The sequence below is a fragment of the Microbacterium immunditiarum genome (assembly GCF_013409785.1).
In the GTDB taxonomy this organism is placed as follows: domain Bacteria; phylum Actinomycetota; class Actinomycetes; order Actinomycetales; family Microbacteriaceae; genus Microbacterium; species Microbacterium immunditiarum.
The window spans coordinates 562,775-576,065 of sequence record NZ_JACCBV010000001.1; the positions used below are offsets into that span (position 1 = coordinate 562,775).

General features: G+C 68.8%; 16 protein-coding genes. 5 read left to right on the forward strand and 11 right to left on the reverse strand.

Annotated features, from left to right (window positions below):
- Window positions 1–174: 174 nt before the first annotated feature.
- From rplI to BJ991_RS02645, 11 genes are all read right to left on the reverse strand, one after another.
- Complete coding sequence (rplI, locus tag BJ991_RS02595) at window positions 175–627, reverse strand: 50S ribosomal protein L9 (RefSeq protein ID WP_179487193.1); 453 nt, start codon at window positions 625–627, stop codon at window positions 175–177.
- Between the two features lie 11 nt (window positions 628–638).
- Window positions 639–893, reverse strand: coding sequence for a 30S ribosomal protein S18 (rpsR, locus tag BJ991_RS02600; RefSeq protein WP_137845745.1), 255 nt, complete (start codon window positions 891–893; stop codon window positions 639–641).
- A 33-nt stretch (window positions 894–926) separates the two neighbouring features.
- Window positions 927–1,421 (reverse strand): single-stranded DNA-binding protein, encoded by a 495-nt coding sequence (locus BJ991_RS02605; protein WP_179487195.1) that lies wholly within the window; start codon window positions 1,419–1,421, stop codon window positions 927–929.
- A 4-nt stretch (window positions 1,422–1,425) separates the two neighbouring features.
- Entirely contained in the window at window positions 1,426–1,785 is a 360-nt protein-coding gene (rpsF, locus tag BJ991_RS02610; protein ID WP_179487197.1) for a 30S ribosomal protein S6, read from the reverse strand.
- Between the two features lie 315 nt (window positions 1,786–2,100).
- Window positions 2,101–2,826: an FCD domain-containing protein gene (locus BJ991_RS02615; protein ID WP_179487199.1), complete on the reverse strand. Its 726-nt coding sequence runs from the start codon at window positions 2,824–2,826 to the stop codon at window positions 2,101–2,103.
- 1 nt (window position 2,827) lies between these two features.
- Complete coding sequence (locus tag BJ991_RS02620; protein WP_179487201.1) at window positions 2,828–3,727, reverse strand: NAD(P)-dependent oxidoreductase; 900 nt, start codon at window positions 3,725–3,727, stop codon at window positions 2,828–2,830.
- Window positions 3,720–4,121 (reverse strand): carboxymuconolactone decarboxylase family protein, encoded by a 402-nt coding sequence (locus BJ991_RS02625; protein ID WP_179487203.1) that lies wholly within the window; start codon window positions 4,119–4,121, stop codon window positions 3,720–3,722. Before BJ991_RS02625 ends, BJ991_RS02620 begins: the two co-directional genes overlap by 8 nt.
- Window positions 4,122–4,134: 13 nt before the next feature.
- The gene (locus tag BJ991_RS02630; protein ID WP_179487204.1) at window positions 4,135–4,524 is read right to left on the reverse strand and encodes a cupin domain-containing protein; all 390 of its coding nucleotides are present in this window, start codon (window positions 4,522–4,524) and stop codon (window positions 4,135–4,137) included.
- Entirely contained in the window at window positions 4,521–5,564 is a 1,044-nt protein-coding gene (locus tag BJ991_RS02635) for an NAD(P)-dependent oxidoreductase (protein ID WP_343048623.1), read from the reverse strand. Before BJ991_RS02635 ends, BJ991_RS02630 begins: the two co-directional genes overlap by 4 nt.
- A complete protein-coding gene (locus tag BJ991_RS02640) occupies window positions 5,461–6,315 on the reverse strand; it encodes an SDR family NAD(P)-dependent oxidoreductase (protein ID WP_179487209.1) in 855 nt (284 codons plus the stop codon). Before BJ991_RS02640 ends, BJ991_RS02635 begins: the two co-directional genes overlap by 104 nt.
- Window positions 6,312–7,127 carry an N-acyl homoserine lactonase family protein gene (locus tag BJ991_RS02645; protein WP_179487211.1) on the reverse strand — a complete coding sequence of 272 codons (816 nt, stop codon included), beginning with the start codon at window positions 7,125–7,127 and terminating at the stop codon, window positions 6,312–6,314. Before BJ991_RS02645 ends, BJ991_RS02640 begins: the two co-directional genes overlap by 4 nt.
- Before the next feature lie 197 nt (window positions 7,128–7,324).
- Here BJ991_RS02645 and BJ991_RS02650 point away from each other — a divergent pair, with 197 nt between their 5' ends.
- The 5 genes from BJ991_RS02650 (at window position 7,325) to BJ991_RS02670 (ending at window position 13,290) form a co-directional block, all read left to right on the forward strand.
- Complete coding sequence (locus BJ991_RS02650) at window positions 7,325–8,449, forward strand: NDMA-dependent alcohol dehydrogenase (protein WP_179487213.1); 1,125 nt, start codon at window positions 7,325–7,327, stop codon at window positions 8,447–8,449.
- Between the two features lie 109 nt (window positions 8,450–8,558).
- Entirely contained in the window at window positions 8,559–9,704 is a 1,146-nt protein-coding gene (locus tag BJ991_RS02655; protein ID WP_179487215.1) for a substrate-binding domain-containing protein, read from the forward strand.
- Window positions 9,705–9,743: 39 nt separating this feature from the next.
- A complete protein-coding gene (locus BJ991_RS02660; RefSeq protein ID WP_179487217.1) occupies window positions 9,744–11,309 on the forward strand; it encodes an ATP-binding cassette domain-containing protein in 1,566 nt (521 codons plus the stop codon).
- Window positions 11,306–12,298 carry an ABC transporter permease gene (locus BJ991_RS02665; RefSeq protein ID WP_179487219.1) on the forward strand — a complete coding sequence of 331 codons (993 nt, stop codon included), beginning with the start codon at window positions 11,306–11,308 and terminating at the stop codon, window positions 12,296–12,298. The genes BJ991_RS02660 and BJ991_RS02665 overlap by 4 nt, the downstream gene beginning before the upstream one ends.
- Window positions 12,295–13,290 carry an ABC transporter permease gene (locus BJ991_RS02670; protein ID WP_179487221.1) on the forward strand — a complete coding sequence of 332 codons (996 nt, stop codon included), beginning with the start codon at window positions 12,295–12,297 and terminating at the stop codon, window positions 13,288–13,290. Before BJ991_RS02665 ends, BJ991_RS02670 begins: the two co-directional genes overlap by 4 nt.
- The last annotated feature ends 1 nt before the right edge of the window (window position 13,291 follow it).

Here is a 13,291-nt window from a genome sequence, read left to right on the forward strand (position 1 = left end):
CTCCCAGAGCTTCTCCGGTCGCGGTCGGCGCCTTTCGTGCCTGGAACCAGCCGGCCGCGATCGGAGAACCCAAACGGCGGATGCCGCGACCCGAGCCCTCGGGGGAGGGCCGGGTCGCGGCATCCGTCTTGGTCTGCACGCCCCGCTCGCGGCGGTGCGCGACCGGCGAAGTCGTTACTTCGCGGCGACCACCTGAAGCGTGATCACGGCGGTGAGCTCGTCGCCGAGGCGAACGGTCGCCTCGTGCTCGCCCACCGACTTGATCGGCGAGGTGATCTGGATCTTGCGCTTGTCGAGGTCGCCGAGGCCGGCGGCCTTGACCGCGTCGGCCACGTCGCCGGTCTTCACCGAGCCGAACAGACGGCCCTCGGCGCCGGCCTTGACGGCCAGCTTGACCTTGTTCGACTCGAGGGCGTCCTTGAGGGCCACGGCCTCTTCGTGGGTCGCGATCGCGCGCGCCTCGCGGGCGGCGCGGATCGATGCGACCTGCTTCTCGCCGCCGCGCGTCCACGCGACCGCGAAGCCCTGCGGGATGAGGTAGTTACGGGCGTAGCCGTTCTTGACCTCGACCACGTCACCGGCGCTGCCGAGCCCGGCGACCTCGTTCGTGAGAATGAGCTTTGCCATGTCGGTACTCCTTAGCGGCCAGCGCCGGCGTACGGCAGGAGAGCCATCTCGCGTGCGTTCTTGATCGCCTTCGCGATCAGACGCTGCTCCTGCACCGAGACACCGGTGATACGACGGGCACGGATCTTGCCGCGCTCCGAGATGAACTTGCGGAGGGTGGCGACGTCCTTGTAGTCGATGACGCCGACACGGATCGCCTTCGCGGGGGCGGCGTTCTTCGCGCCCTTCCGCGGCTTGCGGCGGTCGCCGCTCGCCTTTCCAGCCATGGTGATTCCTTTACTTCAATTCGTTTACTGAGATCAGAACGGAGTGTCGTCGCCGTAGGCGCCGGGAGCACTCCACGCGTCGGCGCTCGCGCCGCCCGCATTCGACGAGCCCGGGGTCGCCCACGGCTCGTCGGCGACCTGCTGGCGCGACTGGCCGCCGCCGCCCGACGTGCGGGTGACCTGAGCGGTCGCGTAGCGCAGCGACGGGCCGATCTCGTCGACCTCGAGCTCGATCGCGGTGCGGTTATTGCCTTCGCGATCCTGGTAGCTGCGCTGCTTGAGGCGGCCGGTGGCGATGACGCGCATCCCCTTCGTCAGCGAGCCCGCCACGTGCTCGGCGAAGTCGCGCCACACGCTCGCGCGGAGGAACAGCGCTTCGCCGTCCTTCCACTCGTTCGCCTGGCGGTCGAAGGTGCGCGGCGTCGACGCGATCGTGAAGTTGGCGACGGGGAGTCCGTTCTGCGTGTAGCGCAGTTCGGGGTCGGCAGTCAGGTTGCCGACAACGGTGATGATCGTCTCACCGGCCATGGTGTCAGGCCTTCGCAGCCTTGCGGGCCGCCTTCTCTTCCGAGCGCTTCTGCTCGGCGGCGACCTGTGCCATGGCCTCTTCGGCGCGGAGCACCTTGGTGCGCATTATCCGCTCGTCCAGCTTCAGCTGGCGGTCGAGCTCCTGCGCGGCCGCGCTCGTCGACGTGAAGTTGACGACGGCGTAGATGCCCTCGTTCTTCTTCTGGATCTCGTAGGCGAGACGGCGCTTGCCCCAGATGTCGACGTTGTCGATCGAGCCACCATCGTTCGTGATGACCTTCAGGAACTTGTCGAGGTTCGGGGCGACCTGGCGCTCGTCGATCTCAGGGTTCAGGATGACCATGAGCTCGTACTTGTGCGTCACTGACCCACCTCCTTCGGACTAGAACGGCTGCCGGGCACTTCCCGGCAGCAGGAGGGTGTGTGCACGTGTCCGGCCGGATTCGGCATGGGCCGAGACCGGACAACCCACCTATCGTACCGGATGCCCGGTCAGGGGCCCAATCGGGCGCATCGGGGCCGCTCGCCGAGTGCACGGCCTGGCGTCGACTGCACGCCCAAGGTGCGTCGGGAGGCCGTGCACTCGACGGCAAGTCGTGCGTTCGGGAGTCGTTGGATCAGCGGATGCGGCGCCTCACGCCGTCGGGAGCGCGGTGACCCGGGGGTGAGTCCGCGCGGCTCAGCCGCCCTCGGCGAGCCCGACGCTGACCTTGCTGGCGAGCGCCTGCTCCGCCGCATCCGCCGCGCGCCGGACGTGCTCGGCGCCGAGCTGGGCCGCGGCCTCCTCGTCCCCGCGGATGACGGCGGCGACGACAGCGCGCAGCTCCGCGAGCATCTCGCTCGTCCGTCCCGGCAGTGACAGCGAAGTCGCGCGCAGGCGCTGAACGCGGGCGTTCAGTCCCGCCAGAAGCTGGCGCAGCGCGGGGCTGTCGGCGCCCTCCTGAAGCACCTCGTAGAACTGGGCCTTGGCGGCGAGGATCTCGCGCACGTCCGTCGCGCGCACCGTCTCGACCTCGAGTCGATCGATGGCCTCGGCGAGTCGCTTCACGAGCGACGCGTCGGCGCGGCGCACGAAGCGGCGCACGAGGAGCGACTCGAGGACGGCGCGGATCTCGTAGACATCGCGCGCCTCCTCCCACGACGGCGCGGCGACGACCGCTCCGCGCTGCGGCGCGACCGTCACAAGACCCTCCGACACGAGGTCGCGCAGCGATTCGCGCAACGTCGCCCGCGAGATGCCGAGCCGCTCGATCAGCTCGCGCTCGACGAGCCGGTGCCCGGGCTCCAGCTCGAGCTCGAGGATCGCTCGCCGGAGGGTGTCGGTCACCTGCTCGCGCACGGGCGCGGCGACGCGCCCCACAGGCCGAATCGCCGACACGTCGTCGAGGGAGTTCGCCGTCTCCACGTCAGCCCGCCCCCTCTGTCCGCTCCGCCAGCGACCGGATCCAGCGTGCGACCTCGGTGTGGTCCGCGGCGGGGGGCAGCTCACCGGCGGCCTCCGCCCAAAGCTCGACGGCGTCCTCTCCGAGGAGGCTCGGCGCTCCCGTCTGACGCGCGAGCTGGGTCGCGATCTGCATGTCCTTGAGCATCAGCCGAAGTCCGAACCCCGAATCGAACGTCTCGGGGATGATGAAGTTCGGCCACTTGTTCTCCGTCGAGCCGCTGCGGCCGGACGAGCCGTTGAAGATCGCGAGCATCACGGCCGGATCGAGTCCGAACCGCTTGCCGGCCTCCATGATCTCGCTCGTCACCCACAGGTGCGTCGCCGAGAGCAGGTTGTTGAACGCCTTGACAGCGTGCCCGGCTCCCACGCCGCCCGCGTGCACCGTCCTGCCGAGCACCGCCAGCACCGGCTCGACCTCCGCGAGGGTCTCGTCGCCGCCGCCCGTCATGATCGTGAGGGTGCCTCCGACGGCGCCCTTCACGCCGCCCGACACCGGGGCGTCGACGAGCCTCAGTCCGGCGGCGTCGACGCGCTCGGCGAGTGTCCGTGTCGCGAAGGGGTCGGACGAGCTCATGTCGATCAGGGTCGCGCCGGGCCGGGCCGTGCCTGCAGCGAGGATCTCCTCGGCCACGGATGCCACGATCGCCGACGTCGGCAGCATGAGGATCACGAGGTCCGCGCCGTCGGCGGCCCCCGCGGCGGTCTCGACGTCCGTCGCACCGCTCTCGTGCGCACGCGTCCGTGCCTCGGGCGACACGTCGAACGCGCGGACGTCGTACCCCGCCTCGACGAGCCGGCGCGACATCGGGGCGCCCATGTTCCCCAGGCCGATGAAGCCGACCGTGGCCTTCGCGTCAGACATCGCAGCCGAGGTCCCTCAGTGTCTTCTCCGCGATCCGGAAGGACTCGAGCGCCGCCGGCACGCCGACGTAGATCGCCGCCTGCATCAGGACGCCCTGGATCTCGTCGACGGTCACGCCATTGTTGATCGCGCCCCGCACGTGGACGCTCAGCTCGTGACCGCGGTTGAGGGCGGTGAGCATCGCGAGGTTGATGAGGCTCCGGGTCTTCTTGGGGAGGACCTCGTCCGTCCACACCTCGCCCCAGCAGTACTCGGTGACCAGCTCTTGAATCGGCCGGGCGAAGTCGGATGTCTGTTCCAGGGAGCGAGCGACGTGGTCGGCGCCGAGCACCTCCCGACGCACTCTCATGCCCGCGTCGAACGTCTCCCCGTGTGTCACTTCCTTGCTGCTCATATGCTTTCCGCCTTCATTCCGTGGGGTTGTGGTAGTCCGCGTCATCCACCGGCTCTTCCCAATTCGTGACGCCGAGTGAGATCGCGGTGTGGACCATGTAGGAGTCCTCCGCCGCACCGTGCCAGTGGCGCTCTCCGGCGGAGACCCACACCACATCGCCCTGGTGGAGCACCTCGATGGGGCCGCCCTCGCTCTGGGTGAGTCCGCGCCCGGCGAGGACGATGAGGATCTGCCCGTTCTCGTGGCTGTGCCAGAAGGTGCGCGCGCCGGGGGTGAAGTCGACCGTGTTGATCGTCACCCCGTCGGTCGCGGGCATCGTCATGTACGGGAAGACGTCGCCCGTGAACTGGGATCCGGGCTTGCCGCGCACGCCGGCCTGGGTGTGGGGACGGACGATGATCATGATTCCTCCTCCGAGCGGTCGGCGAGCCGGATGCCGCCCGAGACGTCTCCGATGGCGTCGACGACGGTGTTGCTGATCTCATCGGCGTACCCGAGTGCGCGCGCCAGGCCGAACGCGGCGATGGGGCCGGATGCGTGGAGGCCCGCGACCCCGAGCTGCGCGAGCAGCTCCGTGTAGAGGGTCACGTCCTTGAGCATCAGCGTGTTCGTCAGACCGCCCTTGAGGTAGTCGCCGTGGATGATCTTCGGGAAGCGGTTGAGCGTCGCGAAGTTGACGCCCGAGCTCTTGTTGAAGACGTCGAGCACGACTTCGAGGTCGAGCCCGGCCTTCTTCGCCGCGACCATCACCTCCGCCGTCGCCGACAGCGCGACGGCGTTGAGGAAGTTGTTGAGGAGTTTCGTCACGTGTCCGGCGCCGGTGCCGCCGATGTGGAAGACGTTCGTCGCGAAGAGGCCGAGGACGTCGCGGGCCGCGTCGAGGGCATCCGCCTCGCCGCCGACCATGAGGGTCAGCTGGCCCTTCTCGGCAGCGGCCGCTCCGCCGGAGATGCCCGCGTCGAGGTACCGGACTCCCCGCTGCGCGAACGCCTCGTGGATCCTCCGGGTCGACTCGGGCGCGGCCGTGCTCAGGTCGACCACGATCTGGCCCTCGCGGGAGTGCTCGATGAGCCCCTCCGGCCCGTACACGACGGCTTCGATCACCCTGCTGTCGGGCAGGGAGAGGAACACGACGTCCGAGCGCTCGATGACGTCCTTCCCGGATGCCGCAGCCACCGCCCCTGCCGACGCGACGTTCTCCTCCTTCGCGTCGAACCCGAGCACCTCTCGCCCCGCGCGCACGATGCACGCGGTCATCCGGCCGCCCATATTGCCCAACCCGATGAATCCGATCCGCTGCTGCGTCATCGTCTCCCTCTCGTCTCCACTCGCCGGCCGTTCATCGCCAGTCGTCTCCGTAGATCGCCGCATCCGCCGCCGTCGGATCCCATCGGCCGGCTCCGCCGGCGGGACGCACGGTGTTGACGATCGTCGCCCCGCCATCGGCCGACACGATCTGCCCGATCACGTACCCGGCGTCCTCCGACAGGAGGAACGCCACGACCCCCGCGATCTCGGCCGGGGTGCCGGCCCTTCGCAGCGGCGTCGTCGACGCGCGATGCTCCATGTCGTTCTTGCCGCCGGTCGTTGTCGCGGCATCCGCGAACAGGTTGGTCGGCACGATCCCCGGCGCGACCGCGTTCACCCGGATGCCCAGCGGCGCGCCGTACGCGGCGGCCCCCCGCACGAGTCCGTGCACCGCGTGCTTCGAGGTCTGGTACGGCAGCAGATCCGCGCTGCCCGTCAGGCCGGCGATCGAGCCGGTGACCACGATCGCTCCGCCGGAGCGCTGCTCGCGGTACCGGCGGAACGCGGCGCGCAGTCCGAGGAACTGCCCACGGACGTTCACCGCCATGACGCGTTCGAAGTCTTCGAGCGGCAGGTCGACGAGCGGCGCGAACGACCCGAAGATCCCCGCGTTGAGGTGGTGGAGATCGACGCGGCCGAACGCCTCGACGGCTGCCGCGATGTACGAATCGACGGATGCCTCGTCCGACACGTCCGCCTGCACCGAGATCGCCGGTCCGGCGAGCGCCTTCGTGGTGGTCGCGGCCGCTTCCGCATCGATGTCGACGGCCACGACGCTCGCACCTTCCGCGGACAGTCGCTCCGCCGATGCTCGGCCGAGCCCGCCGCCCGCGCCCGTGACGACGGCGACCTTGCCCTCGAGCCGGCCCTTGGCCTGCGCATTCATCCGCTCACTCCGATCGTCGTCGCGATTCCCGCGAGCTCGCCCTGCGCCGGCGTGAAGCGCTCGAGTGTCGCGGGGTCGTGTCCGCTCACCACGTGGGCGATCTCGCCCGAGTCGACGAGCCGCCGGATGCGCTCGAACGCGTCGTACATCTCGACGACGTCCGCCACGGAGACGAACGGCCTGTCGGCATCGAGCTCTTCGTAGTAATGGACGGCGTCGCTCGCGAGGAGAACCCGGCCCTCGCTCGTGTTCACCACGACCACCGCCTGCCCGGGAGTGTGACCGCCCACCTCGATGGCGTCGACGCCCGGTGCGATCTGCACGGAGTCCTCGAAGAAGTCGACGCGGTTCGCGGCGTGGATCGCGCGCAGCTCATCGAGCTCGCTGTCCTCGACCGAGTGGTGGAAGAGCGTCTTGCCCGCGTGCGGCCCGTTCCAGAAGTCGAACTCCTTCTTCGAGATGAGGAAGCGTGAGGACGGGAAGTGGCCGAGATTGCCGATGTGGTCGTAGTGCGCGTGCGAGATCACGACGAGCGGTGCGGATGCCGGGTCGACGCCCAGCTTCGCGAACAGGTCGGGCACCTCGATGAGGACGTCGCGTCCGCGACTTTCCGCGCCGCGCCGCGAGTATCCGGTGTCGACGACGATCGTGCGCTCCGCATTGCGGATGACCCACACGAAGTAGTCCATCCCGATCGGCCCGTCCGCCTCGCCGTACAGCGAGTAGTTCAGGAAGACGTCGCTGCGCGTCGTCTGACGGGTGCCGTGGCGCGCGATCGTCACAACGTACTGATCGCTGGCTACGTCGGTCATCCTGCGACTCCTTCGTTGGAACAGACATCGGCTTCGGCGCCAGTTCGACTAGCAGACTATCGATCTGACTATATGCTTGTCAGACAAAAGTGCAAGCCACCGTCCGCGGCTGCCGAATCAGCGCTTGCGCACTTCAACGTCCGTGGTATCTTATGACGGTCTGGCTGTCAGACAAACACACACAATGAGGTGAGGGTATGAAGACTCGCGGTTCAGTGATCCTGAGCGCTCCCGGTCGCTACGAGACGGTCGACCTGGAGCTCGACGAGCCGCGTCAGGGCGAGATCATGGTCAAGATGGTCGCCACGGGCATGTGCCACAGCGACGACCACTTCGCGACGGGTGACATGCACGCGGGCGTGTTCCCGTGGCTCGGCGGGCACGAGGGTGCGGGAATCGTCGAGAAGGTCGGTCCGAACACCCCCGGCTGGGAGGTCGGCGACCACATCATCACCTCGTTCCTGCCCAGCTGCGGCAAGTGTCGCTGGTGCTCGGCGGGCATGCAGAACCTCTGCGACCTCGGCTCGACGCTCCTGCAGGGCGCGCGCTTCGACGACCCCACCAGCTACCGCGTCCACCTCGCCGAAGACGGTCGCCCCGTCGGCCAGATGTGCGGCCTCGGCACCTTCGCCGAGCACACCCTCATCTCGGTGGACTCCGCGGTCAAGGTCGACAAGGACCTTCCGCTCGAGACGGTCTGCCTCCTCGGATGCGCCGTCGGCACCGGCTGGGGCTCGTCCGTCAACGCGGGCAACGTGCGCGCGGGCGACGTCGTCGTCATCTTCGGCACCGGCGGTGTCGGCATGAACGCGGTCCAGGGCGCGCACCACGCCGGCGCCGACCACGTCATCGCGGTCGACCCCGTCGAGTTCAAGCGCGAGAAGGCGCTCGAGCTCGGAGCGACCATCGCCTTCGCCGAGCCGTGGGAGGCGATCGAGTACGCGCGCAGCCTGACGAACGGGCAGGGCGCGGATGTCTCGGTCGTGACGGTCGGGATCATCGACGGCGAGGTCATCGCGCAGGCGTTCGCGGCGATCCGCAAGGGCGGCACGTGCGTCGTGACCGCGGTCGGCGACATGAACGCGATCGGCGCGCCGATCCCGCTCGTGGAACTCGTGACCTACCAGAAGCGCATCCAGGGCACCCACTTCGGACACTGCAGCCCGAAGGGCGACATCCCCCGACAGATCCAGATGTTCCGCAACGGCACCCTCAAGCTCGAGGAGCTCATCACCAAGCGGTACACGCTGGACCAGGTCGCGGAAGCATACGACGACATGCGCGCCGGGAAGATCATCCGCGGCGTGGTCATGTTCGACTGACGAACGGACGGCACAGCAGCCATCCGTCCCGAGACGCCGCTCGGACAAGAGGCCGAGCGACACACCAAGAGGGCCAATGGGGCTCACTCAATGAGGAGGTATCTCGGCAATGTCCACAATCAGAGGCAGGGCGGTTCGGCGGGCCATCGGCGCGCTGGCCAGTGCCGCGATCGGCGTCACGCTCATCGCGGGCTGTGCCGGCGGATCGGGAGCCGGCGCGGGCGGCGATGGCGGCGGCGGAACAGATGAAGCTCAGCCGTTGAAGATCGCATTGAGCAACTACTTCAACGGGAACATCTGGCGCAAGCAGATGGAGCAGAGCTTCCTCGACACCGCCAAGGAGAACCCCGAGTACGTCGACGGCAACTACAAGATCGTCAACGCGACGGACGGTTCGGCGCCGACGCAGGCTCAGCAGATCCAGTCCCTCGTCCTCGAGGGGTACGACGTGATCCTCATCGACGCGGCGTCCCCGACGGGACTGAACGGCGCGATCCAGTCGGCGTGCGACGCCGGCGTGACGGTCGTCGTGTTCGACTCGCTCGCCACGGCCGACTGCGCGTACAAGGTCGCGTTCGACTATGTGCAGTACGGCATCGACGAGGCCGAGTTCATGGCCGAGCATCTCGGCGGCAAGGGCAACATCCTCATGGTGCGCGGCATCGCCGGCAACACCGTCGACGACGACATCTACAAGGGCGTCACCGAGACCCTCGAGAAGTACCCCGAGATGAACCTCGTGGGCGAGGTGTACGGACAGTGGACCGAGTCGGTCGCCCAGCAGGAGGTCGCGAAGATCATCCCGTCGCTCCCGCAGATCGACGGCGTGCTCACGAACGGGAACGACGGCGGCGGAACGCTCGACGCGTTCCTCCAGGCCAACTACAACCCGCTCCCGCTCATCATCCAGGGCAACTCGGGACAGGGTCTGCAGGGCTGGCAGAAGGTGCTCGAGACGAACCCGGACTACGAGACGATGTCCGTCTCGACTCAGCCGAGCATCTCCTCCGCTGCGCTGTGGCTGTCGGTGCTCGTCCGAAACGGCATGGACGACGCGGCGGATGTCCCGGACAAGACCATCTACGTGCCGCTCCTCGAGATCCCCGAGGACAACCTCGACGCGTGGGCCTCGTACCTCGGCTACACCGACATCGCGATGAACCCGATCTCGCTCGAGGACACGCAGGCGTACGTCAAATCCGCGCTGGACGGCAACCCCATCCTCGTGGACACCCCGGCGCCCCCGAGCAAGTAGCAGGATCGATCACACAGAGGGACACAGCGAGGAACCTCCATGTCTGACTCCCCGTCCCCCTACACGCTGACCGTGTCAGGGGTATCGAAGAGCTTCGGCTCGACGCGCGCGGTGAACGATGCGTCGTTCGACGTGAAGCGCGGCGAGCTGGTCGGCATCGCGGGCCACAACGGCGCCGGGAAGAGCACGATCCTCAAGGTCGTGAACGGATCTCTCTCCGGCGACTCCGGCACCGTCACGCTCGACGGAGTGGAGCGTTCCGCTGGTACGACGGTCGCGCACCCCGAGAGGCTCGGGGTGCGCACCGTCTACCAGGAGCTGTCCCTCGCCCCCGCGCTCCGGGTGGACGAGATCGCAGCGGTCTTCGACCGCTCCGCCCGGGGGTTCGGGTGGCGCACGCGGGCGTGGCGCAAGCTGCGCGCCGTGCTCGACGAGATGTTCCCGGACCACGGCATCCGTCGGGATCACACCATCCGCGACCTCTCGCTCGCACGGCGCCAGATGATCGAGTGCGCGAGCACGATGGTCGACGGCGCCGTTCCGCCCAAGCTCGTCATCCTCGACGAGCCGACGTCGGCGCTGGACGCCGCGTCGACGGCGACCTTCTACGCGTACCTGCGCAAGCGCGCAGCCGAGGGCGTGTCGGCGATCGTCACGACGCACCGGCTCGGTGAGATGGTCGAGAACCTGTCGCGCATCTTCGTCATGCGCGACGGTCGTGTCATCAGCGAGCAGGATGCGTCCACCGCGACCAAGGACTCCCTCGTCTCCGCGATGGGCGCGGCCGCGCATGAGCTCGAGCGCGCCGCATCCGTCCCCCCTGCCGAGCGTCCGCCCGAGGAGCGCTTCGAACGACCCGCCGACGCCGAGCCGGTGGTTCGGATCGAGCAGACCGGGCTCGACGGCGAAGACGAGGTCTTCCCCATCTACGCCGGCGAGATCGTCGGACTTGCCGGCCTCGAGGGCCACGGCCAGCTGCAGACTATCGAGGCGATGCATCGGGCCGCGAGCTCGAAGCCGGGACGGCGCAAGGCGCCGAAGAAGACCCGCCTGCAGAGCGTCTCGGTCGTGGGCGACGCGGCGTACGTCTCCGGAGACCGCGGCGTCCGCGGCATCTTCAGCCTGTGGGACGTGGCCAAGAACATCAGCATCTCGAGCCTCAAGAACCTCACCGCGGCCGGGCTGATCCGGCGCGAGGCCGAGCGGCGCCTCGTCGACGAGTGGTATCACCAGCTCGGCATCAAGGGCCGCGCCTCCGACGCGATCACCAGCCTCTCGGGCGGCACGCAGCAGAAGGCGCTCATGGCGCGCGCGCTGGCCGTCGGCTCCGACCTGCTGCTGCTCGAGGACCCCACCCGCGGCGTCGACCAGCACACGAAGGTCGAGGTCTACGCGATGCTCGGCGCGCGCGCCGCGGCCGGCCAGTGCGTTGTCTGGTATTCGACGGAGAACGAGGAGCTTCGCAACTGCGATCGCGTCCTCGTGTTCCGCGCGGGCCGCATCGTCGGGACGCTCAAGGGCACGGATGCCACGGAAGACAAGGTCATCTCACTCTCGTTCGAGGGCCACGACCACGAAGACAACGCGGTGAAGGAGATCGCATGACGAGTCTCGCCACCAACGCGGAGCTGATCGACGGATCGGGCGGGCGAAGCCGCCTGTCCGCGCTCATCGGCCCGTGGTTCCTGCCCGTCGTCGCCGCCATCGCCATCTTCGCAGTGATGGTCGCACTGCGGCCGACCGTGGGGACGCCTCTGGGCATCTCCCTCGTGCTCGGGCCGCTCATCCCGCTGGTGTTCGCCGCGCTCGCGCAGATGTTCATCATCGCCGGCGGAGACATCGACCTCGGGATCGGCTCCTACATCGGGCTCGTGAACGTCGTGATCGCGGTCGTCCTGCCCTCCGACTTCGCCCTGGGCCTGCTCTTCCTGGTCGCCCTCCTGATCGCCTACGCGGCGATGGGCGTGCTCATCGCGGTGAGACGGCTTCCTTCGATCGTCGTGACCCTGGGCATGTCGTTCGTGTGGCTCGGACTGGCGCTCGTCATCCTCCCGACGCCGGGAGGGGCGGTTCCGCCCGAGATCGCCGCCTTCACGCGGTTCTCCACACCGCTGATCCCGGGCGTGCTCATCATCCTGGTGGTCGTCACGCTCGTCGTCGCGCTCTTCGTCAACCGGACCCGCTACGGCGCGGTGCTGCGAGGGATGGGCTCGAACGCCGAGGGCATGCGGCGCGCGGGATGGTCGGTGATCGGCGCGAAGGTCACGCTCTACACGCTCGCCGGGTTCTTCGGCATCCTCGCCGGACTGTTCCTCAGCGGGCAGACCGGCGGCGGCGACGCCCGGATCGGCGTGAGCTACGTGCTTCTGAGCATCGCGGCTGTCATCATCGGCGGCGGCACCTTCCGCGGCGGCGAGATCTCCGTCGTCGGAGCCGTCGCCGGCGCGCTGGTCGTCGGCATGCTCGGCGCGCTGCTGCAGTTCCTGGGGGTCTCGTCCGACTTCCAGGTCGGGGTGCAGGGTCTCCTCCTTGTGCTCGTACTCGTATTGCGCTCTGTCGCAGGCTGGATCCGAGCGGCCCGGAGGACGCGATGACCACCCTTGACCAGACTCCTCAGACGTCGACGCCGGGAGCAGCTGGCGCGTTCGTGGGCCGCGTGGTGCGGCATCCGAGCTTCCCCGCCTTCATCGGCATGATCGCGGCCTGGCTCGCGATCGTCGCGCTCTCCTCGGGCCGCGGCTGGTGGGACACCTTCAGCGCCGCAGCCATCGTCGGCACGATCCTGCTCATCGCCGGCCTCGGCCAGATGTTCGTGATCACCGGCGGGAACGGCGGCATCGACCTCTCCGTCTCGTACGTCATGACGCTCAGCGCCTTCTTCGCGTGCGACGTCATGGGCGGCCAGGACGCGAACCTCGTGCCGGGCATCCTCGCCGGCATCGCGGCCGGTGTCGCGGCGGGCCTCGTCAACGCGCTGCTCATCGAGCTCGTCGGGATGCCCCCGCTCGTCGGCACGCTCGCGGTCGGCTTCACGCTCCAGACGATCACGCTCATCTACTCGGGCAGCGTCGTCGGCGTATCGAGCCCGGCCCTGCGGGCGTTCACCACGGCGCACTGGGGCCCGATCCCCGTCATCGGGATCTTCGGCGTCGTCGTCGCGGTCCTCGCGTACGTCGTCCTCAAGCGCACGAGCTACGGGCGCCGCATCGAGGCCGTCGGCCAGAACGCGATCGCCGCGGGCCTCGCCGGCACGCGCCCGTCGCTCATCAGGGCATCGACCTTCGTGCTCTCGGGCGGCCTCGCCGGACTCGCCGGCGTGCTCGCGGCGGCGTACGCCGGAGGCGCGGCGCGGAACCTGGGCGACAACTACCAGCTCGCCTCGATCGCGGTCGTCGTGATCGGCGGCACGCTCATCGCTGGCGGTCGCGGACTCGTCTCGGGCGTGTGGGCCGGTGCCGTGCTCCTCACGCTGCTCAGCACGCTCGGAAACGTGACGCGCCTCGCGGCCGGGTGGCAGTTCGTGATCCAGGGCATTCTCATCGTGCTCGTGCTCGCCCTCGCTCGCACGCCGGGCAGCCGAAGGTGAC